This is a genomic window from Streptomyces sp. SX-6 (assembly GCF_059089585.1).
Map to the genome: position 1 here is coordinate 295881 of NZ_JBTHHU010000001.1, position 26105 is coordinate 321985.

Annotated in this window: 24 protein-coding genes; 10 read left to right on the forward strand and 14 right to left on the reverse strand. The window is 70.4% G+C overall.

What is annotated here, in order from left to right:
- Positions 1-49: 49 nt before the first annotated feature.
- Positions 50-1240: a hypothetical protein gene (locus ACV530_RS01495; RefSeq protein WP_494330324.1), complete on the reverse strand. Its 1191-nt coding sequence runs from the start codon at positions 1238-1240 to the stop codon at positions 50-52.
- Positions 1240-2034, reverse strand: coding sequence for an alpha/beta fold hydrolase (locus ACV530_RS01500; protein ID WP_494330325.1), 795 nt, complete (start codon positions 2032-2034; stop codon positions 1240-1242). Before ACV530_RS01500 ends, ACV530_RS01495 begins: the two co-directional genes overlap by 1 nt.
- A 149-nt stretch (positions 2035-2183) precedes the next feature.
- On the opposite strand from ACV530_RS01500, the gene ACV530_RS01505 reads away from it, so the two are divergent.
- From ACV530_RS01505 to ACV530_RS01515, 3 genes are all read left to right on the forward strand, one after another.
- Positions 2184-2711, forward strand: coding sequence for a hypothetical protein (locus tag ACV530_RS01505; RefSeq protein WP_494330326.1), 528 nt, complete (start codon positions 2184-2186; stop codon positions 2709-2711).
- 85 nt (positions 2712-2796) lie between these two features.
- A complete protein-coding gene (locus ACV530_RS01510) occupies positions 2797-5721 on the forward strand; it encodes a galactose oxidase-like domain-containing protein (RefSeq protein ID WP_494330327.1) in 2925 nt (974 codons plus the stop codon).
- A gap of 25 nt (positions 5722-5746) precedes the next feature.
- Positions 5747-6937: an alpha/beta fold hydrolase gene (locus ACV530_RS01515; RefSeq protein WP_494330328.1), complete on the forward strand. Its 1191-nt coding sequence runs from the start codon at positions 5747-5749 to the stop codon at positions 6935-6937.
- Here the strand turns inward: ACV530_RS01515 and ACV530_RS01520 are convergent.
- Positions 6934-7833: a helix-turn-helix domain-containing protein gene (locus tag ACV530_RS01520; RefSeq protein ID WP_494330329.1), complete on the reverse strand. Its 900-nt coding sequence runs from the start codon at positions 7831-7833 to the stop codon at positions 6934-6936. The two genes, ACV530_RS01515 and ACV530_RS01520, sit on opposite strands and share 4 nt — an antisense overlap.
- 147 nt (positions 7834-7980) lie before the next feature.
- On the opposite strand from ACV530_RS01520, the gene ACV530_RS01525 reads away from it, so the two are divergent.
- A complete protein-coding gene (locus ACV530_RS01525) occupies positions 7981-8268 on the forward strand; it encodes a hypothetical protein (protein WP_494330330.1) in 288 nt (95 codons plus the stop codon).
- A gap of 6 nt (positions 8269-8274) precedes the next feature.
- Here ACV530_RS01525 and ACV530_RS01530 read toward each other — a convergent pair whose 3' ends face one another.
- Positions 8275-9396 (reverse strand): FAD-dependent oxidoreductase, encoded by a 1122-nt coding sequence (locus ACV530_RS01530; protein ID WP_494330331.1) that lies wholly within the window; start codon positions 9394-9396, stop codon positions 8275-8277.
- A 111-nt stretch (positions 9397-9507) separates the two neighbouring features.
- Here ACV530_RS01530 and ACV530_RS01535 point away from each other — a divergent pair, with 111 nt between their 5' ends.
- On the forward strand, positions 9508-10041 hold the full coding sequence (locus ACV530_RS01535; RefSeq protein ID WP_494330332.1) for a TetR/AcrR family transcriptional regulator C-terminal domain-containing protein: 534 nt from the start codon (positions 9508-9510) through the stop codon (positions 10039-10041).
- 99 nt (positions 10042-10140) lie between these two features.
- Here ACV530_RS01535 and ACV530_RS01540 read toward each other — a convergent pair whose 3' ends face one another.
- Positions 10141-11019, reverse strand: a complete 879-nt coding sequence (locus tag ACV530_RS01540) for a glycosyltransferase family 2 protein (protein ID WP_494330333.1) — start codon at positions 11017-11019, stop codon at positions 10141-10143.
- Positions 11020-11064: 45 nt separating this feature from the next.
- Positions 11065-11832, reverse strand: a complete 768-nt coding sequence (locus tag ACV530_RS01545; protein ID WP_494330334.1) for a GntR family transcriptional regulator — start codon at positions 11830-11832, stop codon at positions 11065-11067.
- Positions 11833-11979: 147 nt separating this feature from the next.
- Here ACV530_RS01545 and ACV530_RS01550 point away from each other — a divergent pair, with 147 nt between their 5' ends.
- Entirely contained in the window at positions 11980-12690 is a 711-nt protein-coding gene (locus ACV530_RS01550; RefSeq protein WP_494330335.1) for a hypothetical protein, read from the forward strand.
- 69 nt (positions 12691-12759) lie between these two features.
- On the opposite strand, the gene ACV530_RS01555 is transcribed toward ACV530_RS01550, so the two are convergent.
- From ACV530_RS01555 to ACV530_RS01570, 4 genes are all read right to left on the reverse strand, one after another.
- Entirely contained in the window at positions 12760-14025 is a 1266-nt protein-coding gene (locus ACV530_RS01555) for a haloacid dehalogenase-like hydrolase (RefSeq protein WP_494330336.1), read from the reverse strand.
- A gap of 80 nt (positions 14026-14105) precedes the next feature.
- A complete protein-coding gene (locus ACV530_RS01560) occupies positions 14106-14891 on the reverse strand; it encodes a 3-oxoacyl-ACP reductase (protein ID WP_494330337.1) in 786 nt (261 codons plus the stop codon).
- Entirely contained in the window at positions 14888-16252 is a 1365-nt protein-coding gene (locus ACV530_RS01565) for an aldehyde dehydrogenase family protein (protein WP_494330338.1), read from the reverse strand. Before ACV530_RS01565 ends, ACV530_RS01560 begins: the two co-directional genes overlap by 4 nt.
- Positions 16253-16262: 10 nt before the next feature.
- Positions 16263-17630 (reverse strand): glutamine synthetase family protein, encoded by a 1368-nt coding sequence (locus ACV530_RS01570; protein ID WP_494330339.1) that lies wholly within the window; start codon positions 17628-17630, stop codon positions 16263-16265.
- 88 nt (positions 17631-17718) lie between these two features.
- Between ACV530_RS01570 and ACV530_RS01575 the strand changes: the two genes are divergently transcribed.
- A complete protein-coding gene (locus ACV530_RS01575; protein ID WP_494330340.1) occupies positions 17719-18411 on the forward strand; it encodes a FadR/GntR family transcriptional regulator in 693 nt (230 codons plus the stop codon).
- A gap of 110 nt (positions 18412-18521) precedes the next feature.
- A complete protein-coding gene (locus ACV530_RS01580) occupies positions 18522-19235 on the forward strand; it encodes a gamma-glutamyl-gamma-aminobutyrate hydrolase family protein (RefSeq protein ID WP_494330341.1) in 714 nt (237 codons plus the stop codon).
- Between the two features lie 3 nt (positions 19236-19238).
- Here the strand turns inward: ACV530_RS01580 and ACV530_RS01585 are convergent, their stop codons facing one another.
- Positions 19239-20144: a LysR family transcriptional regulator gene (locus tag ACV530_RS01585; RefSeq protein ID WP_494330342.1), complete on the reverse strand. Its 906-nt coding sequence runs from the start codon at positions 20142-20144 to the stop codon at positions 19239-19241.
- A gap of 70 nt (positions 20145-20214) precedes the next feature.
- Here ACV530_RS01585 and ACV530_RS01590 point away from each other — a divergent pair, with 70 nt between their 5' ends.
- Positions 20215-21363 carry a TDT family transporter gene (locus ACV530_RS01590; RefSeq protein ID WP_494330343.1) on the forward strand — a complete coding sequence of 383 codons (1149 nt, stop codon included), beginning with the start codon at positions 20215-20217 and terminating at the stop codon, positions 21361-21363.
- On the opposite strand, the gene ACV530_RS01595 is transcribed toward ACV530_RS01590, so the two are convergent.
- Genes ACV530_RS01595 through ACV530_RS01605 form a run of 3 tightly spaced genes read right to left on the reverse strand, consistent with a single transcriptional unit; the run spans position 21290 to position 24882 of the window.
- Positions 21290-22030, reverse strand: coding sequence for a helical backbone metal receptor (locus ACV530_RS01595; protein WP_494330344.1), 741 nt, complete (start codon positions 22028-22030; stop codon positions 21290-21292). The two genes, ACV530_RS01590 and ACV530_RS01595, sit on opposite strands and share 74 nt — an antisense overlap.
- A 28-nt stretch (positions 22031-22058) precedes the next feature.
- Positions 22059-23861 (reverse strand): ABC transporter permease/substrate binding protein, encoded by a 1803-nt coding sequence (locus ACV530_RS01600; protein ID WP_494330345.1) that lies wholly within the window; start codon positions 23859-23861, stop codon positions 22059-22061.
- Complete coding sequence (locus ACV530_RS01605; RefSeq protein WP_494330533.1) at positions 23854-24882, reverse strand: quaternary amine ABC transporter ATP-binding protein; 1029 nt, start codon at positions 24880-24882, stop codon at positions 23854-23856. The genes ACV530_RS01600 and ACV530_RS01605 overlap by 8 nt, the downstream gene beginning before the upstream one ends.
- A gap of 245 nt (positions 24883-25127) precedes the next feature.
- Between ACV530_RS01605 and ACV530_RS01610 the strand changes: the two genes are divergently transcribed.
- The gene (locus ACV530_RS01610) at positions 25128-26042 is read left to right on the forward strand and encodes a 5'-3' exonuclease (protein WP_494330534.1); all 915 of its coding nucleotides are present in this window, start codon (positions 25128-25130) and stop codon (positions 26040-26042) included.
- The last annotated feature ends 63 nt before the right edge of the window (positions 26043-26105 follow it).

Genomic DNA, 26105 nt, shown 5'->3' on the forward strand with positions numbered 1-26105 from the left:
GAACTGGCCGCAATGCGACATGACCGGCGGCCTGGTGGCGTTTTTCGGCCTACGCCGTGACGATCCCGTTGATCACCTCGGAGACCGGGGGTCCGTCCAGCAGGTCACGCAATTCCTCCACGCCCTGCTTCCGCTGTTCCCGCGTGAGCGAAAGGTGGTGTTCGATCCGTTCGTTGGACGTCCTGCGGAAGCGTGCGTAGAGCTCCTCGTCCTCCCGGACCCGGCCGGCGATGTCCACGAGGGCCACGGTTCCGGCGTGGTCGTCCTCGGGCAGCGGATGGCCGGGGAGGACGTCCGCGAACCGGGCGGCCGTGCGGCCGAAGACCGTGCCGGCGAGTTGCCGCACGGTGTGGACGTGCGCGTAGTGCTGTTCGTGGAGCGCGAGCGGCAACCGGCCGAGGAGCAGGGACTCATGGAGCGCAGTGAGCCCGGGGGTGAGCAGGTAGTGCGGGGTTCCCGCCACGTGGCGCAGCAGTTCGCGCTGTGGCAGAAAACGGCAGTCGGCGCGGCGTCCTGCGGCCGAGAACGACGTCTCCCTGTGCCCGGCGAAGGGGCCACCGCACACCAGGACCCGGGTGAACTGCCGCCAGTCACGCAGCAGATCGGGTATCCACCGGTGCATCAGACGGACGTAGTCGTTGTTGACGTCGAAGTCCAGCAGGAAGTTCTTGAAGCCGCCGATGTTGATCAGGAGCTCGTACTCCGGTTCCGGCCCGGTGCCACGAGGCGCCTCCCGCAGGCCTTCGAGGTCGACGATCGGACCGGTCAGGTGCATCGCGGATCCGGCGCCGATACCGGCGAAATCGGCCATGCGCTCCGCGACTCCGGGGAAGTTCTGGACCACGCTGTGCTCAGCGAGCAAGTGGGCCGCCACGATGCGCTCGTGCGGCGAGAGCCGGGCCGCCGCTATGGAGGTATCGCGGATCTGCTCGAGCGGCCGCCGAAGCTGCCAGAAGCCGAACAGGCTGTCCACCATGACCACCGGCCGCCGCGCCACGGCGGCTCGTACGGCCAGGTCGGCGTCCATGACGGAGACCACCTGATCACTGTTCTCCAGCAGGTGGTCCAGCAGCTGGGGGTCCGCGACGTCATCGAAGGCGTCCACGTGACGGCGTGCGAACAACGCCGCCACTCCGTCGCCCACGAAGACCCGCTCGTGTCCGCGGAGCAGCCGGGCGACGGCGACGAGTTCGGCGGCCGGGCCGAAGCCGCAGTTCTGGGCGCCCATGAGGATGCGCATCAGGCGAGGACCTCGACGAGCCGCTCGGCGAAGGGGGCGGGGCGGGTGGCGTAGCCGGCGTGCCCGCCGGGGAACTCCACCAGTTCACGGCCGAGCCGCCGCGCGAGGACGACCGCCGGCCGGTGGACGACGTGGGTACGCGACTCCCGTCCTCCGGCCACCACGAGCCGGTCCGCCACGCCCGCGAGCGCGGCCAGGTCGGGAACGCAGCGGGTGGACTCCGGCATCACATGAGCCAGGAAATACGCGCTGTTGTCGGCGGCTTGAGGCAGTGGCGGTGCCGCGCGGCCGCTGAAGACGGCCCGGAGCCTGCACAGGGCCGCCGCTACGCCCTGCCGGTTGTAGGTCTCGTGAACGCTGTCGAGGACGGCCAGTTGGTCCTCCGCGTCGGGCAGCAGTCGCATCGCCGGTGGTTCGTGCACGACCGCCAGCCGGACCCTGCGCTCATGCCTCACCACGAGTTCGAGTGCGGTCAGCCCGCCCGAGCAGCCACCGAACACCCGCACCGGCTCATCCGTCCCGGCGATGTGTTCGAGCAGCCGGTACGCGTCATCGGCATGCGCCTCGGCCCATTGCCGCGGAGACAGCCCGTCGAGTGTGCTGCGCGAATTGCCCCGTGGGTCGTAGGAAACGACGCGGTAGTTCGCGGCGAGGATGCCCGCCAGACGCCGGAAGACTTCCGCGTCGCAGGAACCGCCCGGGATGAGCAGCAACAGCGGCCCGCTGCCCCGCACTTCGAAGTACAGCTTCGCGCCCGGCACCGCCAGTGTTCCGGCCTTCAGCGCATCCGTCACCCCATGAGACTACGCGCGGCGCGGCCGTCACCGGCAGGCGTGCGCATGCTGCTCGCGCGGCCGTGTGCAACCGGGCGCCTGTCTCCCGGGCACCTGGGCGGGGCATGGCCTACCTCACGCCACCCTGCACGCAGCGAAGGAGGCCGGCCGTGGCCGTCAGCAGATCATGGATGCGTTCAGTCGCCCTGGCAGCCGTCGCCGTCTTCGGTACGGCCGTACCGGCCCCGGCTTCGGCTCATCAGGGCCCGTCCGCCGCCCTGTTGCAGTGCGCGGGAACCGAGTCCGTCTCCTACACCCCGGGCATCACCTTCGCGGCACGGCGCATCGGCTTCACGGTCGACGGACAGCTCACGTCCTGTATCGGCGGCAAGGTGGCGAGCGGGCGGTACCACGAGCACTTCAACCTCTACACCGGCTGCAACAACCTTCTTGAGGGATTCCATGACAGCCGGACGTACGCATGGAACACCGGCGGCTTCAGCGTCGCCGATGTCCAAGGCAGCAGCACGGCCGTGGCAGGCCAGGTGATCACCACCATCACCGGCACCGTCACCGACGGCCTCTTCAAGGGCCGGAACGTGCTGGAGATCGTCGTCCTGCCGCAGCCGAGCGCGCTGCAGTGCCTCACCACCGGCATCACCGATGTCAGCGGAGTGACGACACTCACGATCACCTGAGCTGTGTGAAGCCGCCCGAAATGCGCGACTTCCGGGCGTCGCAGAAGATGGGGTTACCGGCCCGAGGGGCGAAGGAGAATCTTCAATGGCTCATCGGGATGTCTATCTGCGCATCGAGCCGCTGGCCGGATACAGCCCGCTGGCTCCCGAACTCTACGCACGGCGCTACGGGCGCGACTTCATGCGGAATCCCGGCCATGAGCTCGGGCGGGTGACAGCGGGAGAGATCTTCGCCTCGACCTTCGACGCGGTGGTGTACCGCCAGTACAAGAATGCCCAGTACACCGAACCGGTCACCGACAAACTTGTCGAGGCCGACATCAATGAGCCTCCATGGGACCGGCGGGTACCCGGCTGTGTGCTGTTCGCGGACGTCGGGGAGACGCTGGCAGTCCACGTGCGCAATGCCGACCCGGACGCCTGCCACAGCTTCCATCTTCACGGACTGCCGTACGGAGTCGACTCCGACGGCGCCTGGCCCCTCGGCGTACGCAGCCGTGACGGGCGCCGGAGCGACGAGATCCTTCCCGGCCAGGACTGGACGTACCGGTTCACGGCCACCGCGGACACCATCGGCGTGTGGGCGTTCCACGATCACCGCCAAAGCGTGCAGCGCTATGTGCAGCGCGGTCTGTTCGGCGCGCTGATCGTGCGAAATCCCGCCGCGCCAAGGGTCGATCACGAGATTCCGCTGTTCGTCCACTCCCTCGCCGGGGACCTGGCCGTGAGCGGCTTCGAGAGCCCGACCCTGGCCACGGGGCAGCAGTACCAGCACGTCTTCGGCAGCACGCCGACCACCTACCCGTACCACTGCAAGATCCACGGCACGACCATGTCCGGCACCGTACAAGTGGTTTCGGGCGCGGCGAGCACGGTGGGTGTCAGCATCCAGGACAATTTCTTCTCCCCGGTCGCCGTTCAGGTCGGCCCCGGTGGCACGGTCGTATGGACGAACAACGGCCAGCACGAGCACATCGTCTACGCCCCCGGTGGCGGGGCCCAGTCGTTCTGTCTCAACGGACGCGGCTACGTGGGCAACACGCCCACCATCGTCGCCGACGCGGGCCAGAAGCTGCGCTGGTACCTGGTCAACCTCGACCTCGCGAGCGAGTGGCACAACGTGCACACCCACGCCGCGCGGTGGCAGATTCCCACCCCACCGGGCGGCGCGGCCGATGTGCATCCGCTGAGCCCCACCGAGGGGTTCACCATCGACACCGTCGTCCCCACGCCGCTGCCGGACCTGCCTGCCGTCGTGGCCGCCGCGCAGGATCAACCACCGCCGGACGCCTGCCTGGAGACCGTCACCGGCGACTTCCTCTTCCACTGCCACATCGAAGAACACATGATGCAGGGCCTTGCCGGCCTGGTCCGGGCGCGCCAGCAGGTGTTGCTCACGCCCGCGGCGGTCGACGCGCTCGACATCGTGCTCCCCTACGCCGACGCGGACGACTGCGGCCCCGATGTGGACGGCACCCGTGGCTGCCCGGGCGCCGTCATGGCGGGCATGGACACCATGCCGGGCATGGGCAGGGACGAGATGCCGGGCATGGGTGGCGGGGGCATGACCGGCATGACCGCGCAGGACATGGGCACCATGGACAGCGGCATGGTCCTGGCGGACGCCGCGGCGCACGGTGCGTGGGAGTTGCTGCCCTGCGATTCGATCACCCTTGCCGTCCACTTCGCCCTGTTGCACACCGGGCAACTGGCCATCTTCTCGGGTTCCGGCAACTTCATCCCCCGGCACACCTCCCACACCTACGGATCCGTCCTGTGGGACTACCGGAATGGCACGTTCACCCAACCCCCCATCTCCTACGACACGTTCTGCTGCGGTCAGGCCACGCTGTCCAACGGTGATCTGCTCGCTGCCGGCGGCACGGCCCAGTACGACCCCTTCCAGGGCCTGCCCAACGCGGCGATCCTCAGCTCCACCACGGGGACCTGGAAGAACGTCGCCGACATGGCCGACGGCCGCTGGTACCCCACGCTGGTCACTCTCGCCGACGGCCACGTCCTCGCCCTCTCCGGCACCAACTCCGCCGGCACGGCGGTCAATTCCGTGCCCGAGGTGTACGACCCCGCCGCGAACACGTGGACGGCCGTCACCGCGCGGACGCCCGGCTGGCCGCTGTATCCGCACCTGTTCCTGCTCCGGGACGGGCGGATCTTCTGGACCGGTGCCTCGCTGGGCAACACCAACCTGACCGCCCAGATCATCGACCTCGGCTCGGCCGCCACCACACCGGTGCCCGGGCTGACCGTGCCCGGCAACCGTGACCAGGCCGCCAGCGTGCTCCTGCCGCCTGCCCAGGACCAGAAGGTCATGGTCATGGGTGGCCTGGGCAGCGCCGGTGCCACCCCCAACGCCGACATCGCCGACCTGTCGCAGCCGCACCCCTCCTACTCCCCGACCGCGCCCATGCACTTCGGCCGGACCCGGCTGAACGCGGTGCTGCTGCCCGACCGCACTGTCTTCGTCAGCGGCGGCGGCGCCCAGGGAGAGTCGAATCCAGTCCTGCAGTCGGAGATCTACGACCCGGCCACCGGCATGTGGACGCTCGCCGCGACCGCCACGGTGCCCCGCCTCTACCACTCGGTGGCGGCACTGCTGCCGGACGGCCGCGTCGCCACGGCCGGATCCAACCCGAACCGGGGCGACGACGAGCTGCGCATCGAGGTCTTCCATCCCCCGTACCTCTTCCGCGGAACGCGCCCGCAGATCGAGGACGCGCCGGCGGAGGTCGGCTACGGCGGGGAGTACGTCGTCCGTACACCGCAGGCCCGCGACATCATGTGGGTCCAGCTGATGCGCCCGATGGCGACCACCCACTCAACCGACAGCCAGCAGCGAATCGTTGACGTGCCGTTCCAGGTGCACGGCCTGTGCGAGCTGCGCATCACCCTGACCCAGGAGCGGAACCTGGCCCCGCCCGGATGGTGGATGCTCACGGTCGTGGACCACAACCGCCTTCCTTCGTGCGCGCGCTGGGTCCACCTCACGTGAGAAGCCGAGAGATCGGATGATGACAATGAGCATCGCCCCTCTTGACCACGCGGTCCCGCACACCTCCACCGTCCCCGCCAACGCAGGGGATTCCGTAGACCTCTTCGTGCGGGAATACGACGGCACCAGACCGAACCATCCACCCGATCCCGTGCTCATGCTGCACGGCAGGAGCGTCCCCGCTCTCGCAGGGTTCGATCTCCAGCACGGTGACTACAGCTGGGCCGCCGACCTCGCGGACGCCGGCCATGACGTCTTCATCATGGATCTCCAGGGATCCGGCCGTTCGCCCCGGCCCACGATGGACAATCCGTGCAATGCCAACCCGGCTCAGCAGACGACCCTGCTCGTCCCCAACCCACTGCCGGGCCCGTGCGCCGCGGCCTACCCGCACCAGTTGAACAACTCCCAGAGCGACTGGAGCGAGGTGAACACGGTCGTCGACTACATCCTGGGGCTGCGCGGCGTGCCGCAGCTCGCGCTCATCGGCTGGTCCGCGGCCGCCTTCCAGCTCGGCCCCTATACGCTGCAGCACCCTGAGAAGGTCGGGAGCCTGTTCCTGCTCGCGCCGATCTTCCCGCCCCAGGGCAGGGCCGGCAGCCCCGGCCCCTTCAACCCACCTGTTCCGTTGCCGGTTTCCGTTCCGCGCGCCGTGTTCGGCTTCCCGATGAACATCGGCAGCAAGGATGCCTTCACCGCCACATGGGACAGGGAACAGCAATGCCCGAAGCAACGGGACCCGGGAATGGTCGACGTCGTCTGGCAGGCCATCATGGACAACGATGTCCTCGGCAGCCAATGGGGCCCCACGCGGTCCGGAGCGACCGAGGGCGTGATGCGGACCCGGAACGCCTTCTGGTGGGGCTGGAACGACGGCACCGTACCTCTGGGCACCACGCTCGGCCGGACAGTGCCCGTGTTCATCGTGTACGGCGACCTCGACACCCAGGCCAACACACCTCCGTCCTCGGGCCCTTTGCTGCACTTCTCGGTTCCCGCGCTCTATGACGCCATTCCCGGCCCGCAGAAGCTCATGTTCCGGGTGGCTTGCACCGGCCATTCCATGGTCTGGGAACGTCGGTACAAGCTTCTGCACCGCATGTCCAGGGAGTGGCTCAAGCACAGGTCCTTCGACGGTTTCGCCACCGGAAGCTACTACCTGGCCGATAACGGAACCTATGAGTCCGCAACAGACGACGGCGCCGATGCGAGCTAGGCGAGCTTGGGGTCGAGGAGCTTGCCGAAGGGCCAAGGCCGGTGGGTCATGGCAGGGTTGCCCGTCAGCACCCCGCGCCAATCGGCCGCGAGCGCCCGGATGCCGTCCGGGGTGCAGCCGGTCAGCAACCGGAAGTCCCGGTTGAGGTGGGACTGATCGGTGTAGCCGCATGCCGCTGCGGTGTCGGCCCATGAGAGCCCGGTGCCGCGCATGAGGGTCAGGGCTCGCTGCAGCCGGACGATACGGGCCACGGTCTTGGGAGGCAAGCCGATCTCCCGGCGGAACCGGGCGTTCAAGTGCTGGCGGGACCAGCCCACTTCGTCCGCGAGCGCGCCGATCCTCACATCGCCGGAAACGGCCATCAGCCGCCGCCAGGCCCACTCGACCGGCGCCGCCAGCTCCGGGCCGGCAGTGATCCGGCTGACCAGATAGCTGTCCAGCATCCGGAACCGCGTGTGCCAGTCGGGGGCCTCGGCGAGCTGCTCCACCAGCAGTCGGGCGCCCACGCCCAGCACATCGGCGAGACAGACGGTCGTATTGGCGAGCTCGTGCAGCGGAAGACCGAACAACGCGCGGGCCCCGGGCGGAGTCAGCTGTACCGTCACGCCGTACATCCGCCCGACTTGCTCGATCACCACCGGCTGCTCCCTCAGCCCGGCCACCGGGGAGACCTCCACATTCCGGCCCAGCCCGAACCGCCGTACGGGCGGCTCGAAGTCGATGACGAGGACAACGCTCGCCAACGCCGTCACCCGCCGCAACAGCGGCCGGGCAAGCGTCCAGTCCTGTCCTGTGTACGCGAGCACGTAGCCGACCAGGAGGGGATGGGGGGCTCGGTAGGCGAGTTCGGCCTCATCGGCCGTCCGGATGCTGGGCGCAGCGTCCTGGATGTCCACATTGCTCCCTTCGGAAGCACAGACATCGGGTCCCCGCACCGCGAATCCTACATTTTTCCAATCCTGCTTACACGGGGCCTCGTTAGCGTCGGTACGGTCGTGGACCGCCTCCACGGGGGTGAGGTGGTCCACGTAATCTGTGCCGGCATGACGACAGCTCTTCCCACATTTGCCCTCGTACGCCAACTCGACGGCCGCGTCTACCGGTTCGAGCGTGACGGCGAACGTCACGGCCGGCCCGCGTATCGCCGGGCGGATGCGCAGGTGTGGTGCGTGTGGGCGCCGGGCGAGGGCTGGCGCTGCGAGGATGCCGACGGCGTGGTCAACGGCCGCCCCCTGGACGGTTCCGGTGACGAACCGGAGCCTCCTGCCACGGTCTGGCGCAGCTTCAAGGACGACCGTTCGTATCTGTACGACCTCCGTCCCGCCGACTGACTTTCGTCAGCAAACGCGCCGAGCGGGGAGGAAGTTGTCCATGGCGGCCACACTGTCGTCGACAGCCTGGCGGCCGTACTCGAACATCCGGGTCTCGTAGTCGTCCAGGGCCGCGGCAAGAGTCGTGCGGCCCTCGGCGGCACTGATCAGGTTGCGGCGCAGGAGATCCGCGTCGTGCAGGGCGGTGTTCGCCCCGTTGCCGCCGCTGGGCGAGGTCGCGTGGATGGCATCGCCGAGCAGGGTGACCGGACCGGCCGGCCAGCGCGCCCCGGGCCTGGTCACCCGGATCGAGAGCAGCATGCTGTTGTCCGCGTCGGCGGCCTCGATGAGTGCGCGCAGCTCGGGATGCCAGCTGTCCATCAGGCCCAGTGCGGCGTCCACCGCGCTGCCTCCGGGGTGGCCCGGCGGCAGCGTCAGCGCCCAGCGCAAGTAGTCGCCGGAGTCCGGGAGTTCCACCTCCGGCGCGAACCGGGCGGCCGCCTCTCGCGGCGGCGTACGGAATCGCATCGGGCCCAGCATGAGCGTGGCGTCCGGCCCCTTGATGCCGGTGCCGAATCCAGGCACCAGCCGGGCGAACCGCTCGGTCAGCGGGGTCCGGCCGATGACCGCGCGCACCCCCGTGTCCGTCGGTACCACCTCGGGCGCGAGCACGCGGCGCACGGCCGAGCCGACGCCGTCCGCGCCGATCAGCACGTCGCCGGTGGTATCGGTCCCGTCGGCGAAGGCGGCGCGCACTTTGCCATCCGGGAGCACCTGATAGCCGGTCAACTCCTTGCCGGTGTGCACATGTCCGTCCAGCCCGGTCAGCAGGAGGCGGCGGAGCACGTGCCGGTCGGCGGCGGCTGCCCGCCGGGACAGCCAGGTCTCGACGGGCTTCAGCTGGGGGTCGAGGAAATGACTCTCCCCGGCCAGGTCGCCGAGCACCGCGTCGAGCAGGGCGTGCCACCGCTCGGGCAGGCACCCGCGCAGCCCCGCGAGGCCGCGCTCGTTCATCCCGATCCGAAAGCCCTGGAACCGTGCGGTGATACCGGGATCACGCTCATGGACATCGACGTCGATCCCGGCACCCCGCAGTCCCTGCGCGAGACAGAGACCGCCCAGCCCCGCCCCTATCACGATGACCTTCATGCGCCCACCCTCCTGAACACCGCTCAATTGAACACTGCTCAAGTTATACCTGAGCAGTGTTCAAGACAAGGCATGATGGACTTGGCCACGGACGTACACAGGAGGTCGGGCGTGCCGCTGAACAGGGACGTCGTGTTGGACACGGCAATGAAACTGCTGGACGAGGTGGGTCTGGACGACCTGTCCACGCGCAGACTGGCGGACTCACTGGGGGTCCGGGTGGGCGCCTTGTACTGGCACTACCCGAGCAAACAGGCACTGCTGGACGCGATCGCGGAACGGATCCTCGGCGAGGCGATGGCCGTACCCGTGCCGGAGCCGCAAGGGGACGCGTCCCTGCGGGCGTTCGCCCACGCCCTGCGGAACGCGATGCTCGGCCACCCCGACGGGGCGCGGATCGTGGCCCAGATGAGCACTCCCGGCCCGATCGCCCTGGAGTTCATCCGGCGACCGGTCGACACCCTCACCGCCCTCGGCCTGAGCACCGACGAGGCCGAGGGCGGTGCGGACGTACTCACCAGCTACGTCAACGGCTTCACGATCGAAGAGCAGGCCCGCAAGACGGGCATCGCCCGGGAAGTCCGGGACGCCGGGTTCGAGCTCGGGATCACCGTAATCATCGGCGGCCTGCACGCATTGCGGTAGGGGTCACCACGCCAAGTCGCCCGTAGCCACAACGCGTTCATGGCGGCGCATACCACCCACACCGGCAAAGGCGTCATGTCCCCCTATCGATGTGGGCCGTCAGAAGATTGGCGGTCTGCCTGCCTTGGCCAGTCGGGCGACCGTGCGCCAACCCATCGGCAATCGAGCACCGGGATCGGTACGTAGTCCTTCGCGGAAGCCGGCGAGCGAGGTGCGTAGGGCGCCGCGGTCGCGTACGCGCCACAGGGTGATCAGCGCCCAGATGGCGAGGTTGAAGGGGATCAGGGGTGCGGGCAGGTTGCGACGGGCAACCCAGACCCGGTTGCGGGCATTGAGCCGGTAGAAGGTGGCGTGGCGGGCGGGGTCGGTCGCCGGGTGGTGGACGATGACGTCGGGCTTGTACAGGCCGGTGTATCCGTGGCCCCATAGCCGCCACGCGAGGTCGACGCCCTCGTGGAAGAGGAAGAAATCGCCCGGCCAGCCTCCGGCGAGTTCGAAGACGTCGCGGCGGACCATGACGACGCCTTCGGCCATGACAGTCACGGTTCCCGGCCGTGTGGCGTCGGCGGCGCGCAGGCGGGGCACCCAACGGCGCAGTGTGACCCCTGTGATGGGGTCGGCGATCCGCGGCTGGACGTACGCCAGGTGTGCATCGTGCTCGAGCTCTGCGGCGAGACGGGCCAGGGTGTCGCGCTCGGGGAGGACGGCGTCGTTGTCGAAGAAGAAGAGGAGCTGTCCCTTGACGTTCTCGGCGCCCACGTTGCGGCCCTCAGGGATGCCCACGTTCTTGGGCAGAGCGATCGTCCGGACACCGTCGGGCACCTGGGCCGGTTCGCATCCATTACCGACCACAACGACGTCGAGGTCCACGCCTTCCTGGGCGAGGAGCGAGGCCATGGCACTGGGAAATTCGGTCGGCCTGTCGTTCATCGTCAAGACGATGGCGCCGATCGCGGGCCGGGGTGCTCCAGTGCTCATGGTGAGGTGCCCTTCTGTCACTACGCCGCGCCAGTCGGTGCGAGGTCAACCACCCGTCGGGTCCACCGGAATCTCATAGGCGATCTCCCAACGTGCGTCCGGCACAACGATGTCGGCGGTTTCAACAGGACGACCATCCGTGTCGTAGTACGTCCGCTCGATCTCCGTGACCAGGTCGCCGAGACTGATGCCCAGCAGGTTCGCCTGCACCTGTGTGGCGCGGGCGGGGCGAGGCACTTCGACGGCCGTTGCGATGAGAACCCCGATGGATCGCATCCGCTCGACAACGCCCGTACCCGCCAACGGCCCGAGTTCAGGCAGCACCACCGGGGTACCCGCGGTGATGGCCATGGGCTCCCAGCTCTCGGAGAGCTGTACCGGCCGGCTATCGGCCAAGAACTCGTAGACGGTACGGACGCACAGATCGCCGGGTTCGATGGCAAGTCGCCGCGCGATGCGCTCAGGTGCCGCGACGCGGGCCTCGGAGTGGGACTCCCACGAGCCGATGTGCCCCTTCTCGCGCATGTCCGAGCGGAACGGCGAGTCATGCCGTTGCTCACGGTGGCGTGAACGGACCATGCGGAAGCGCTCACGAGGTCTGCGCACGTACGTACCGGACCCGGCACGGCCTTCCAACAGCCCCTCGACGATGAGGCGTTCCTGAGCCTTCTGCAGCACGTTCGAACCGACACCGTACTCCACGGCGAGTTGGGCGCGAGAGGGCAGACGCTCACCTTCGGACCACTCACCTGCGGTGATGCGACGACGCAGGTCGTCGGCAACTCGCATGTACGGCGGTTGTTGTGCGGCCATGGAGCTCTCTCGGTGCTGCCCTGCCAGGGCTCGGTTGCGGCGGCGTTGACAACCTAGTGCATTAGCTGGATTCTAATGCATTAGAAATACGCTAGGTGACCGACTGCTCACCCGAGGACATCTGTGTGCACCGCAAGAGTCCAGGCCATGGCCATCGCCGCCCGATTCGCGGCAGCCACCGGGCGCACCCCGCGCACTGATGAGACCGCCGACCGGATCCGCGTCGAGGTGGCCCTTCCCCCGGACTTGAGCGAACCGGCGCGCCGCGCCGTCCTCGCTGGACTCGTTGACGCGGACCGGTACGGACACGACCGGACCAGACAGGGCGCCGTCGTCTGGGCCGAACTCAACCAGAGGAGAGAAGTGTTCCGAACGCCATCAGCCCAAGAGCCGCCGACCCGTTTGACCACCTGGCTCTCACAAGCGAGCCGTCACCCTCGTGACGCCGTCCAGCACTGGCAAGCAGATCAGACAGCCCCGTTGCTGGTCGGGCGGCAATGGGACATGGCACAGGTCGACTTCACGCTTGCCACCGCTGCCATCGCCTGGCTCAAGGAGCGCAACCGGCGCATCGGCCCATACCTAATGGGCTGCATGGAACCCTTCATGTGGTGGCTGCTGCCGCTCCGCACCGCGCACCGGCTCGCCCGGATGCCCGGTGTCTGCGTACGCCCTCATGGGTCGGAACTCTTCACCCCGCCCCCGGACAAGTTCCTCGGCGACCGGGTCTGGGTCACCCCTGACCCGAAGAGCGAGCAGTGGAATGCACTCACCGGCACCGAGGACCTTCGTGACGCCCTCGAAGCCGCGGCCGGGCAACTGGCCGAGAGGGCGGCCACCACGTCAAACCGCCCGTAACCACAGCTCGTTCACGGCGGCGGCGCCGTACGACCACACCGCACGGCGCCGCCGCCCCGCATCAGCCCACTACACCCGGTCCAACTGGTCCGGGATCACCGTGCCGTTCGCGCGGCGGACGGGGCCGTGGGTGCCGTCCGGGCGGGTGTAGGCGGTGGTGGAGCAGGCGTACTTGCCCTGCTTGCGCGGCATGGGGTCGATGAACATCGGGTTGGCGACCCAGCGGCCGTCCGCGTTGTCGAAGGCGCGGCACATCAGCTCGGCCTTGTTGCGGTTGATGGCGACGTGGGCGCCCGTGGCGTCGTTCACGAAGGTGACGTCCGTGTCGGCGTCGCCGGCGCCCAGGGCGATGCGGTGGGACCAGTCCTGCTGCTGCCAGGCCTTGGCGCCCTTGATCTTGAAGATCTCCTGGTTGATGAGGCAGCGCTTGCCGTCCATGTACGGCAGGGCCTCGCCCATGCCGTCCTTGACGCCGCCGCAGCCCTTGATGCCGGTGGTGAGGCGGCCGTGCTTGACGATGCTGCGGATGCCGATGGTGTGGGCGCGGTCGAGGCCTACGCCGCCGGACCACTCCTCGGCGATCGGCTCGGAGGAGGCGGAGACGATGTAGACGTCGAAGCCCGCGGCCTTCAGAGCGCGGATGAGGTCCTTCTGCTGCGCGTAGTAGCGCACGTACCCGGCGATGGTGTGAGTGCCGACCTTCTGCTTGCTGCCCAGCGGGGCGGCGAGTTGCTCGGTGCGGGCCTGGCGGGCGAAGGAGCGCAGGGCGTCGGGGGTGTGACCGGCGAAGAGCTGGGGGATCCAGGCGTACGCGGGGACGGTGCGGCGGTGGTTCCAGTCGCCCGCGAAGGCCGCCTCGCCGCGCATGGTCTGCGACTTCTCGCGGATCTCGAAGATCTCGTCCGTGCAGCGGGTGTTGCGGGAGGTGGGCAGCGGCTTGCCGACGGGGACGGACGTGCCGCAGGCGCGGGTGAGGGCGCGGTCGGCGGCCGGGGTCAGCCACTTGCTGGTGTCGCGCCAGCTCTTGGGGCGGAGGATCTTGTCGTGCTTGAGGGACCAGGCGAGCGTGGCGTCCGTGATGTCGTTCTTGACGATGGTGTTGTCCCAGTCGAAGGCGGCGACGGGGCGGAGCCCGCCCTTGCCGGAACAGGTGCCGCGCTCGTCGATCATCTTCTGCAGCTTGGCGCGGTTGTCGCCGGACCAGGGGAGGTTCTTGCTCAGCTGCGGGCAGTTGGGGCGGGCAGCGGCCGGGGCGGCGGTGGCGGCGGGTACCGATGCCGCGAGGGTCGCGGCGGCCGCGAGGCCTATGACGAGGGCGGACGTCGTTGTGCGCATGGATCCTCTTACGTACGGGGGTGGGTCGTGCACCGGGGCCGGTACGGTCAAGTGGCTGGCCCCGGTGTTGATCATGGACCCTACAGCGGCGTGACGTAAGCCCCCGAAATACCCCCGTCCACCAGAAATTCGGCGGCGTTGACGAAGGACGCGTCGTCGCTGGCGAGGAAGGCGACAGCTGCGGCGATCTCGTCCGCCTCGGCGAACCGGCCCAACGGGACGTGGACGAGCCGCCGCGCGGCCCGTTCCGGGTCCTTGGCGAACAGCTCCTTCAGGAGTGGCGTGTTGACGGGGCCGGGGCACAGCGCGTTGACGCGGATGCCCTCGCGGGCGAACTGCACGCCGAGTTCGCGGGACATCGCGAGGACGCCGCCCTTGGAGGCGGTGTAGCTGATCTGCGAGGTGGCGGAGCCCAGGACGGCCACGAAGGAGGCGGTGTTGATGATGGAGCCCTTGCCCTGGCGCTGCATATAGGGCAGTGCCGCCTTGCAGCACAGGTACACCGAGGTGAGGTTGACGTCCTGGACGCGCTTCCACGCGTCGAGGCCCGTGGTGAGGATGGAGTCGTCCTCGGGCGGGGAGATGCCCGCGTTGTTGAAGGCGATGTCGACGGAACCGTAGGTGTCGAAGGCGGCCTTGAAGAGTGCCTCGACCTGGCCGGCGTCGGTGACATCCGTACGGACGAAGAGGCCGCCGACTTCGTCGGCCGCCGCCTTGCCCGCGGTCTCGTCGATGTCCGCGCAGACGACGTGCGCGCCCTCGGAGGCGAGGCGGCGGGCGGTGGCCAGGCCGATGCCGCCGCCGGCTCCGGTGATGACGGCGGTACGGCCGACGAGGCGGCGGCAGACGGGGGGCTGGTCGGTCACTGGCACTCCTCGGTGCTGATGAAGACGTTCTTGGTCTCGGTGAACGCGGCGAGCGCGTCCGGGCCCAGCTCCCTGCCCAGGCCGGACTGCTTGAAGCCGCCGAACGGCGTCCAATAGCGCACACTGCTGTGGGAGTTGACGGAGAGGTTGCCCGCCGCGATGGCACGGGAGACGCGCAGGGCGCGGGAGATGTCGCGGGTCCAGACGGAGCCGGACAGGCCGTAGTCCGTGGCGTTGGCGAGGCGCACCGCCTCGGCCTCGTCCTCGAAGGGGATGACGACGGCGACCGGGCCGAAGACCTCCTCCACGGCGGCGCGGTCGTCCGGCGAGCCCTCGAGGACGGTGGCGGGGTACCAGAACCCCTTGCCCGCCGGGGCCTCGCCCCGGATCGCGGCGGGCGCGGCCTCGGGGACGTACGACCGTACGCGCTCGCGCTGGGCGGCGGAGATCAACGGGCCCATTTGCGTGGCCGGATCGGCGGGGTCGCCGACGGTGACGGCGCGGACGGCGGGCTCGAGGAGTTCCATGAAGCGGTCGTACACGGAGCGCTGGACGAGGATGCGGCTGCGGGCGCAGCAGTCCTGGCCGGTGTTGTCGAGGAACGAGCCGGGGGCCGTGGCGGCGGCGCGTTCGACGTCCGCGTCGGCGAAGACGATGTTCGGGCTCTTGCCGCCGAGTTCGAGGGTCACGCGCTTCACGTGGTCGGCGCAGGTGGCCATGATGCGTTTGCCGACGGCGGTGGAGCCGGTGAAGACGACCTTGGCGATGCCGGGGTGGCGTACGAGCGCGTCGCCCGCTACCGGTCCGGCGCCGGGGAGGGTCGTGAGGAGTCCGTCGGGCAGCCCGGCCTCGCGGGCGAGTTCGGTGAGGCGCAGGGCGGTGAGCGGGGTGGTCTCGGCGGGTTTGAGGAGGACGGCATTGCCCGCGGCGAGCGCGGGGGCGAAGCCCCAGGCGGCGATCGGCATGGGGAAGTTCCACGGGACGATGACGGCGACGACGCCGAGCGGTTCGTGGAAGGTGACGTCCAGGCCACCGGCGACGGGGATCTGGCGTCCGGCGAGCCGTTCCACTCCCCCGGCGGCGTAGTCGAGCAGGTCGCGGACGTTGCCCGCTTCCCAGCGGGCGTTCGCGACGGGGTGGCCGGCTTCGCGGACCTCGAGGGCGGCGAGTTCGTCCAACCTGTCGTCGACGGCCGCGGCGAAGCGCCGCAGTTGGCGTGCGCGGTCGCCGGGGGGCAGGGCGGCCCAGGCGGCCTGTGCCGTAAGGGCTTTGCGGACGGCGGCGTCGACGTCCTCGGGGGTCGAGGCGGGGACGGTGGCGATGACCTCTTCGGTCGCGGGGTTGAGGATCTCGTGCTGCAACGCGGGGTCCTTACATGCGCTCGAAGGAGCGGAAGCGCTCCCAGTCCGTCACGGCGGTGTCGTACGCCTCCTGTTCGACCCGCGCCATGTTGAGGTAGTGCTCGACGACGTCGTCGCCGAAGGCGTCGCGCGCGAGGGTGCTGTGCTCCCACAGGCCGGCGGCCTCGCGCAGGGTGGCGGGTACGTGCTCGGCGTCGCCGGCGTAGGCGTTGCCGGTGCAGGCGGGCGGCAGCTCCAACCCCGCTTCCACGCCGTGGAGTCCGGCGGCGATCATGCCCGCGACGGCGAGGTAGGGGTTCACATCGCCGCCGGGCAGGCGGTTCTCGAGGCGGTGGGCGTGGCCGCGCCCGATGACGCGCAGGGCGCAGGTGCGGTTGTCCGGGCCCCAGGCGACGGCGGTGGGGGCGAAGGAGCCGGGGCGGAAGCGCTTGTAGGAGTTGATGTTGGGGGCGTAGAGGAGGGTGAACTCGCGCAGGGCGGCGAGCTGTCCGGCGAGGAAGTGCCGCATCGTCTTCGACATCCCGTACGGGTCGTCGTCGCCGGCCATGACGGGGCGGCCCGCCTCGTCGCGCAGCGAGAGGTGGATGTGGCAGGAATTGCCCTCGCGCTGGTCGTACTTGGCCATGAAGGTGAGCGCCATGCCCTCCTGGGCGGCGATCTCCTTGGCGCCGGTCTTGTAGACGGCGTGCTGGTCGCAGGTGGTGAGCGCCTCGTCGTAGCGGAAGGCGATCTCGTGCTGGCCGAGGTTGCACTCGCCCTTGGCGGATTCGACGGTCATGCCGGCGGCGTCCATCTCGGTGCGGATGCGGCGCAGGAGGGGTTCGATGCGGCCGGTGCCGAGGACGGAGTAGTCGCAGTTGTACTGGTTGGCGGGGGTGAGGCCGCGGTAACCGCCGTTCCAGGCCTGCTCGTAGGTGTCCCTGAAGACCATGAACTCCAGCTCCGTGCCCGCGTGGGCGCTCCAGCCGCGTTCGGCGAGCCGGTCGAGCTGGCGGCGCAGGATCTGGCGCGGGGAGGCGAGGACCGGCGAGCCGTCGTGCCAGGCGAGGTCGGCGGTGATCAGTGCGGAGCCGGGATGCCAGGGGGTGCGGCGCAGGGTGGCGGTGTCGGGGTGCAGGGCGAAGTCGCCGTAGCCGCGCTCCCAGGAGGCCATGGCGTAGCCGTCGACGGTGTTCATCTCGGTGTCGACGGCGAGCAGGTAGTTGCAGCCTTCGGTGCCGTGTTCCAGGACGTGGTCGAGGAAGAAGCCGGCGGCGAACCGCTTTCCCTGGAGCCGCCCTTGCATGTCGGTGAAGGCGAGGACGACAGTGTCGATCTCCCCCGTGCCGGCGAGCCGGCGCAGCTCGTCGACGGTGAGCGGGGGCGTGCGGTCTGCCACGGTGGTGCCTCCCTGTCGGTACGGCCGGAGCCCTTAAGGTATGCCGGTAGACCATTGATTGGGAAGGGTGCCAGTGAACGGGAGTTCGGTGGATCGGCTCTCGCCCGTGCTGCGGCCGGTGCGCGCGGGCAACGGCTTCGAAGAGGCACTGGAGCAGATACTCCAGATCATACGGCTCGGCCTGGTGCCGGACGGCGAACGACTCCCGCCCGAGCGGGAGTTGGCCGGGCGGCTGCGGATCAGCCGGGTGACGCTGCGCGAGGTGCTGAAGGTGCTTCAGGAGCAGGGGCTGGTGGAGAGCCGGCGCGGCCGGTACGGGGGCACGTTCGTCCGTTCCCGTACGGAGCGGGCGGGACAGGAGGCGGCGGCCGTGGACGTCGAGGACACTCTGCGCTTCCGCGAGGTGCTGGAGGTGGGGGCGGCGGAGCTGTGCGCCGCACAGGAGTTGACCCCGGACCAGGCGGAGCGGCTGCGCGATGCGCTGGCCGCGACGCACGACGCGCCGCTGGCCGACTACCGCCGGCTGGACACGATGCTGCACCTGACGCTGGCCGAGCTGTCCGGGTCGCCCTCGCTGGCCGCGCAGTACGCCGCCGTACGGGCGTCCGTCAACGGGATGTTGGACTGCATTCCCCTGCTGGTCAGGAACCTGGAGCACTCTCAGCAGCAGCACTCCGCACTGGTGGAGGCAGTGCTGGAGGGCGACGCGGATGCGGCGCGCGAGATGATGCGCGAACACTGTGCGGGTACGGCGGCGCTGCTGCGGGGATTCCTCGGCTGAGCAACGGGCGGGCCATGGCCGGGGGTTGCGGGGTGATCTCCGGAGCCGCAATGGTGGTGACCACGACCTTTGCCACGACCTTTGCGCCGCCGGACGAAGAGGGAAGAACCGTGCCCACCCAGCCACTGATCGGCGTCACCACCTATCTCGCCCGGGCCCGCTGGGGCGTCAACTGGGACATGCCCGCGGCACTGCTCCCCGCCGACTATCCGCGCTACGTCCAGCTGGCCGGCGGACTGGCCGTGATGCTGCCGCCGGGCAACCCGGGCACGGCGGGCGACATGGTCCGGCGGCTCGACGGCCTGGTGCTCGCGGGCGGCGAGGACGTGGACCCGGCGCTCTACGGCGAGGAGCCCCACCCCCGTACGGGCACGCCGGTGCCCGAGCGGGACCGCTGGGAACTGGCGCTGCTGCAGGCCGCGTTGGAGCAGGACGTGCCGGTGCTGGGCATCTGCCGGGGCATGCAGCTGATGAACGTCCACGCGGGCGGCGTCCTCAACCAGCACCTGCCGGAGACGGTGGGCCACAAGGGGCACAATCCCCGCGTCGGCACCTTCGCCAAGCACGTGGTCGAGGCGGTGCCGGGCACGCTCATGGCGCGGCTCATGCCGCGGCCCTGCCAGGTCGCGACCCATCACCACCAGGGCGTCAGGCAGTTGGGCAAGGGGCTCGTCGCCTCGGCCCACACGGAGGACGGCACGGTCGAGGCGGTCGAGTACCCGGACCGGTTCGCGGTCGGCGTGCAGTGGCACCCGGAGGTGGGGGACGATCTGCGGCTGATCGGCACCCTGGTGTGGGCGGCGACGGGCGCGTCCCGCAGCTGAGGCTCAGCCGCGGGTGAGGCCGAGCAGGTCGCGGGCCGGGCCCGCCGGGCGCTGTCCGGTCGGCCACACCGCGCGCAGGTCGCGCCGCAGCCGCACTCCCGCGACGGGGATCTCCACGACCCTGCGTGCCGCCAGTTCCTCCCCCACCACCAGTTCGCTCAGCACCGACGGCCCCGCCCCGCTCACCACGGCCGCCTTGACCGCCGTGGTGGAGGCGAGTTCGAGCAGCGGTGCGGCGAGCCCGCCGTGCGCGGCGAGCGCCGCGTCGAGCACCTGCCGGGTGCCCGAGCCCCGTTCGCGCAGGACGAGCGGGGTGGCCGCCAGCTCGTCCGCTCCGACCGGGGACCGGCGCCGGGCCCAGGGGTGTGCGGGGGCGGCGACCACCACCAGCCGGTCGTGGCCGATGACGGCACCGTCGAGGCCGGACGGCGCGTCCAGGCCCTCGACGAACCCGAGATCCGCCTCCCCGGCGAGCAGCCGGGCCGCGACGGCCTCCGAGTTCCCGGCGAACAGGGAGACCGCCGTGCCGGGCCGCTCCGTACGCAGCGCGATCAGCCAGCCGGGCAGCAGGTACTCGGCGATCGTCATGCTCGCCGCCACCCGCAGCCGGGAGTCCCTGCGGGTGCGCAGCGCCTGCGCCCCGGCGTCGAAGGCCTCGGCGGCCTCCACGATCCGCCGCGCCCAGTCGGTGACGAGCACGCCCGCGTCGGTCAGCCGTGATCCGCGCGGCGAGCGCTCGACCAGGGCGACGCCCAGCATGCGCTCCATCCCCTGGATCCGGCCGCTCGCGGCGGGCTGGGTGATGCCCAGCTCGCGGGCGGCCCGGCCCAGGCTGCCCAGCCGGGCCACGGCGAGCAGCAGTTCCAGCGACCCGAGGTCGGGAACCCGCTCGGCGATCGGCTTGCTCATCAGTCCAGCTTATGCCCTCATAACCACATCGTCCCTGGTGAGGAGGTTCCCAGCGGGAGATCGTGGAGTCATGAGCACCTTGACCCCGCCCCGTGTACGGCCGCTCGCGAGCACTCCTCGCGGCGGCGTGCGCCACCTCGGACCCAACTGGTACGCCACCGTCATGGGCACGGCGATCGTCGCGAGCGCGGGCGCCGCGCTGCCGTCGCGGCCGCCCGCCGTGGTGCTCCAGGCGGTGTGGGCGCTGTCGGTGGCGGCCCTGGCCGTCCTCCTCGCCGCCCGGGCCGTGCACTGGGCTCGCCACCGCGACCAGGCGTACCGCCACCTCGGCGACCCGGCCGTGGCGCCGTTCTACGGCTGCCTGGCGATGGCGCTGCTGGCCGTCGGCGGTGCGACGCTCTCGGTGGGGACGGATGTGATCGGCTCGGGCCCGGCCGTGACGGTGGACGCCGTGCTGTGGACGGCGGGCACGGTCACCGGGCTGATCGCCGCGGCGGGCATTCCGTACCTGATGGTGACCCGGCACCGCGTCGAGGCGGGCACGGCCTCTCCCGTGTGGCTGCTGCCGATCGTCGCCCCGATGGTGTCGGCCGCCCTCGGCCCCGCGCTGGCCGGGCACCTGCCCGCCGGGCAGGGCCGGCAGGCCATGCTCCTTGGCTGCTACGCGATGTTCGGCCTGAGCCTGATGATGACGATGGTGCTGCTGCCGCTGGTGTTCTCGCGACTGGTGCACCACGGCCCGCTGCCGCTCGTCCTGACCCCCACCCTGTTCCTCGTCCTCGGCCCCCTCGGCCAGTCGACGACGGCCGTCAACAACCTGGCCGACGCGGTCAAGGGCGCGTTCCCGGCCCCGTACCCGGCGGGGATGGCCGCCTTCGCGGTCCTCTACGGCGTGCCGGTGATCGGCTTCGCGCTGCTGTGGCTGGTGTTCGCCACCGCGATGGTGGTGCGCGCCGTACGCGGCGGGATGGGCTTCGCGATGACCTGGTGGGCGTTCACGTTCCCCATCGGCACCTGTGTGACCGGCACCGCCGCGCTCGCCCGCCACACCGGCCTGCACGCCCTCACCTGGCTCGCGGTGGCGCTGTATGTGCTGCTGGTCGCCGCCTGGGCCGTCGCCGGGACCCGTACCCTGGCCGGTCTGCTCAGCGGAAAGCTGCTCGCAGCGCCTCGCCCAGCACCTGCGGTGCCCGCGTCAACGACGGCCCGTACCACGTGAGATGACGGCCGCTGACGAGCGCCGACGGCAGCCCGGGGAATGCCTCGGGCCCGTCGTCGCGGGTGAAACGGTACGGCTCGTCCGGCAGGACGACCAGTTCGGCGCCGCAGGCGGTCAACTCGCCGAGGGGCATGCGGGGATAGCGCTCCGCGTGCCCCTCGTACGCGTGTGAGACGCCCAGCCGGGCCAGGACGTCGCCCGCGAAGGTGTCGCGGCCCAGGACCATCCAGGGCCTGCGCCACACCGGCACCACGGCCCGTACGGACGGCCGCAGTGCGGGAACGTCCCGCCAGGCGTCGCGCGCGTCCGCCAGCCACGCGGGCGCGGGCAGGCGGCAGCCGTCCACCAGCACCCGTGCCAGCTCCGCGAACGCCTGCTCCAGGGTGTGGACTTCGGTCACCAGCACGTCAAGTCGCGCCGCGCGCAGGGCGGCCAGGTCCGGGGCGCGGTTCTCCTCCTCGTTGGCGAGGACGAGGTCGGGGGCGAGGGCGGCGATCCGCCGGACGTCGGGGTTCTTGGTGCCGCCGATCCGGGCGACGGCCAACGCGGGCGGGTGGCCGCACCAGTCGGTGGCCCCGACGAGCAACTCCGGCGCGGTGACGGCCACCGCCTCGGTCAGCGAGGGGACGAGCGAGACGACGCGGCGTACGGCACGGCGGCTGGTCACCGCCCCACCGTACGCCGCGTCACCGAGGTCAGGACGTGACCGGTGCCATCTTGTCGAGCAGGCCGGGACGGTCCTTCAGCCAGCGGCCCGCGGACTCCTTCTCGTGGCCCTTGCCGCCCTTCTGGATCTCGGCCTCGAGGGAGGAGAGGTCCTTCTCGGACATCTTGAAGCCCTTGACCCACTCCGCGACGCGCGGGAAGTCCTTCGCGAAGTCCTTCTTGCCGATGGAGTGCAGCTCCTCGCCCTTGCCCCAGGCACCCTTGGGGTCCTTGAGCTTCTTGAGGCTGTATTTGCCGTAGGCCCAGTGCGGCGACCACAGGGTGGTGACGATGGGCTCCTTCTTCTTGATGGCCCGGTCCAGCTCGGCGAGCATCGTGGAGGTGGAGGACGAGACGACCTTGTACTCGCCGTCGAGCCCGTAGTCCTTGAGCACGTTGCCGTTGAGCTTGCCCATCATGCCGGCGCTGGCCTCGATGCCGACGATCTTGCCGCCGAACTCACCGGACTTGCCCTTGAGGTCCTCGAGGGAGTCGACGTCCTTCACATAGGACGGGACGGTCAGCTCCAGCGAGGTGGGCCCGTACCAGGAGCCGAGGTCGCTCAGCTTGTCGCCGTAGCGGTCCCAGTACTGCTTGTGGGTCGTGGGCAGCCAGGAGTCGAACTGCACGTCCATCTGGCCCTGGGCCAGCGCGGTGTACAGCGGGCCCGGGTCGAGCTGCTTGACCTGGGGCTTGTAGCCGCGGGCCTCCAGGACGTTCTGCCACAGGTAGGTGGAGGCGACGGCCTCGTCCCAGGGGAAGTAGCCGATCTTGACGGTCTTGCCCTGCCCGACGTTCTTGCCGGCCGCCACGCTCTCCTTCTCGCCGCCGCGCACCAGGTGCATGCCGCCCGCGACGAGCGCGAGGACGACGATGCCCACGGTGGCCACGGCGGTGCCGGGCCGGTAGCGCAGGATCGCGGCGGAGCGCGCCGGGGACGCCGCCTTGGCCGCGCGGCGGCGGCCCTGCGGGGAGACCCGGGTGCCCAGCGCGCCGGTCATCCGGTCCAGGTACATGGCGAGGACGACCACGGCGAGGCCGCTCTCCACGCCGGCGCCGATGTCGACCTGGGTGACGGCCGAGTACACGGCCTCGCCGAGGCCGCCGGCACCGGCCATGCCCGCGATGACGACCATGGACAGCGCCAGCATGATCACCTGGTTGACGCCCGCCATGATGGTGGGCAGCGCCAGCGGGAGCTGGACGCGCAGCAGGGTGTCGCGCGGGGTGGTGCCGAACGCCCGGGCGGCCTCGACCAGTTCCTCGTCCACCTGCCGGATGCCCAGCTCGGTCATGCGCACGCCCGGCGGCATCGAGAAGACGACGGTGGCGATCAGGCCCGGCATGGGGCCGATCGAGAAGAACATCACGCCGGGGATCAGGTAGACGAAGGCGGGCATCGTCTGCATGACGTCCAGCACGGGCCGCAGCGCCTGGCTCACCCGCCGGTCACGGGCGGCCCAGATGCCCAGCGGCACCGCCAGGACCAGGGTGAGCACGCTGGCGACGAGGATCAGGGAAAGCGTCGAGGTCGCCTGGTCCCACAGCCGGAACGAGTCGATCAGGGCGAGGCCGGCGAAGGCGAGGACGGCGGCGAGCAGTCCGCGCAGCCACCACGCGACGACGGCGAGGATGCCCGCCATGAGGAGGGCGTCGGGGGCGGAGAGGACGGCGTGGACGCCGTCGTACATCCCGGTCAGGACGGTGCTGATGGCGTCGAAGAGCCAGGAGAGGTGGGACTGGAGCCAGTCCACGGCGCTCTTGGCCCACGAGCCGAGGTTGATCCTAGGCACCGGCGGCCACCCCCTCCGGCTGCTCGCCGAGCGCGGCCAGCAGCCGTTCCCGGGTGACCACCCCCGCGACGGAGCCGTCGTCGCCCTTGACGGCGACCGAGGTGCCGAGCGCGAGCGGGCCGAACAGGTCCGCGAGCGGCGTGTCCGCGCTCACCGTGGCGGTGGCCGCGTCCACCGCGCCCTCGGTCATGACGGAACCGGCGGTGAGCACCCGCGAGCGGTCCACGTCCTGGATGAAGGAGGCGACGTAGTCGTTGGCGGGCCGGACGAGGATGTCCTCGGCGGTGCCGTTCTGGACGATGCGGCCGTCGCGCATGACGGCGATGCGGTCGCCCAGGCGCATGGCCTCGTTGAGGTCGTGGGTGATGAACACGATGGTCTTCTTCAGCCGCTTCTGGAGGTCCAGCAGCTGGTCCTGCATGTCGCGGCGGATCAGCGGGTCGAGGGCGCTGAAGGACTCGTCCATCAGCAGCAGGTCGGCGTCGGTGGCGAGCGCGCGGGCGAGGCCCACGCGCTGCTGCATGCCGCCGGACAGCTCGTCGGGCCAGGAGCGCTCCCAGCCGCCGAGCCCGGCCAGCTCCAGGGCCTCGGCGGCGCGCTTCTCCCGCTCGACACGCGGCACGCCGCGCACCTCGAGCCCGTAGGCGGCGTTCTCCAGCACGCTGCGGTGCGGGAAGAGGGCGAAGTGCTGGAAGACCATGCTGATGTTGCGGGAGCGCACGTCACGCAGCTCACGCGGAGTGAGCGCGGTCAGGTCGCGGCCGTCGTAGCAAACGCTGCCCGAGGTCGGGTCGAGCAGCCCGTTGAGCATCCGCAGCAGCGTGGACTTGCCCGAGCCGGACAGACCCATCACCACGAAGATCTCGCCCGCCTCCACCTCGAACGAGGCGTCGATCACGGCAGCCGTGGTGCCGTCGGCACGCAGCTCGTCGCGGCTCGCGCCGCCTTCGAGCCGCTCGACGGCGGCTTCGGGTCGTCTGCCGAACACCTTGTACAGATGCTCGGCCTTCAGCCTGGACACATACACCTCACGGTTCGAACTCACCACGGCCCTCCCCCGCGGGGCCGTGGAGCGGGACGGCATCCGGCCGTGCGCCCGTATGTCCGCGATGGCGCACCGGGTCCGCTCCGGCGCCGCGCCTGCCCAGGCTTATTCAGGGCAAACCGAACAGTGATCCACTTCACATGCCGGAGGGAGTGTCAGGAGGTGTGCCGGGGGGTGTGTCGGTGGGGTGCGGCATCATCGTGCCCGTGACGCGACGCCTGATGCTCCTCGACACCGCCTCCCTGTACTTCCGCGCCTATTTCGGCGTGCCCGAATCGGTGAAGGCCCCCGACGGCACCCCGGTCAACGCGGTGCGCGGCCTGCTCGACTTCATCGCCCGGCTCGTCCAGGACCACCAGCCGGACGATCTCGTGGCCTGCATGGACGCCGACTGGCGTCCGCAGTGGCGGGTGGAGCTGATCCCGTCGTACAAGGCGCACCGGGTCGCGGAGGAGGTGCCGGGCGGATCCGACGGCTCGTTCGAGGAGGAGGTGCCGGACACCCTCTCGCCGCAGGTGCCGGTGATCGAGGACGTGCTGGACGCGATCGGCATCGCCCGCGTCGGCTCCGCGGGGTACGAGGCGGACGACGTGATCGGCACGCTGGCCGGGCGGGCGGCGGGCCCGGTGGATGTCGTCACCGGCGACCGCGATCTCTATCAGCTGGTCGACGACCGGCGCGGGGTGCGGGTGCTGTATCCGGTCAAGGGCGTCGGCACCCTCCAGGTCGTGGACGAGGCGGTGCTGCGCGAGAAGTACGGGGTGGACGGCCCGGGCTACGCCGATCTCGCCCTGCTGCGCGGCGACCCCAGCGACGGCCTGCCGGGCGTCCCGGGGATCGGCGAGAAGACGGCCGCGAAGCTGCTGGACTCGTTCGGCGACCTGGCCGGGATCATGGCGGCCGTGGACGACCCGGCGGCGAAGCTCACCCCGGCGCAGCGGAAGCGGCTGGACGGGGCGCGGCCGTATCTGGCCGTGGCGCCCAAGGTGGTGCGGGTCGCCACCGATGTGCCGCTGCCGAAGTTCGATGCCGCGCTGCCGTCGGCACCCCGTGATCCGCAGGCACTGGAGGCCCTTGCGGGCCGCTGGGGGTTGGGGGGATCTTTGCAGAGGCTGCTGTCCACCCTCGGGGGCTGAATACCGGGGCCGGATATCGGGCTGCACAGCCGGGAGCCGGGTGTTAGGTTAGGCATTCCTAAC

Coding starts and splice junctions, on each gene's coding strand:
- ACV530_RS01495 (WP_494330324.1), bottom strand. CDS start 1,240: ATGCGCATCCTCATGGGCGCCCAGAACTGCGGCTTCGGCCCGGCCGCC.
- ACV530_RS01510 (WP_494330327.1), top strand. CDS start 2,797: ATGGCTCATCGGGATGTCTATCTGCGCATCGAGCCGCTGGCCGGATAC.
- ACV530_RS01515 (WP_494330328.1), top strand. CDS start 5,747: ATGAGCATCGCCCCTCTTGACCACGCGGTCCCGCACACCTCCACCGTC.
- ACV530_RS01525 (WP_494330330.1), top strand. CDS start 7,981: ATGACGACAGCTCTTCCCACATTTGCCCTCGTACGCCAACTCGACGGC.
- ACV530_RS01530 (WP_494330331.1), bottom strand. CDS start 9,396: ATGAAGGTCATCGTGATAGGGGCGGGGCTGGGCGGTCTCTGTCTCGCG.
- ACV530_RS01540 (WP_494330333.1), bottom strand. CDS start 11,019: ATGAGCACTGGAGCACCCCGGCCCGCGATCGGCGCCATCGTCTTGACG.
- ACV530_RS01545 (WP_494330334.1), bottom strand. CDS start 11,832: ATGGCCGCACAACAACCGCCGTACATGCGAGTTGCCGACGACCTGCGT.
- ACV530_RS01550 (WP_494330335.1), top strand. CDS start 11,980: ATGGCCATCGCCGCCCGATTCGCGGCAGCCACCGGGCGCACCCCGCGC.
- ACV530_RS01555 (WP_494330336.1), bottom strand. CDS start 14,025: ATGCGCACAACGACGTCCGCCCTCGTCATAGGCCTCGCGGCCGCCGCG.
- ACV530_RS01585 (WP_494330342.1), bottom strand. CDS start 20,144: ATGAGCAAGCCGATCGCCGAGCGGGTTCCCGACCTCGGGTCGCTGGAA.
- ACV530_RS01590 (WP_494330343.1), top strand. CDS start 20,215: ATGAGCACCTTGACCCCGCCCCGTGTACGGCCGCTCGCGAGCACTCCT.
- ACV530_RS01610 (WP_494330534.1), top strand. CDS start 25,128: ATGCTCCTCGACACCGCCTCCCTGTACTTCCGCGCCTATTTCGGCGTG.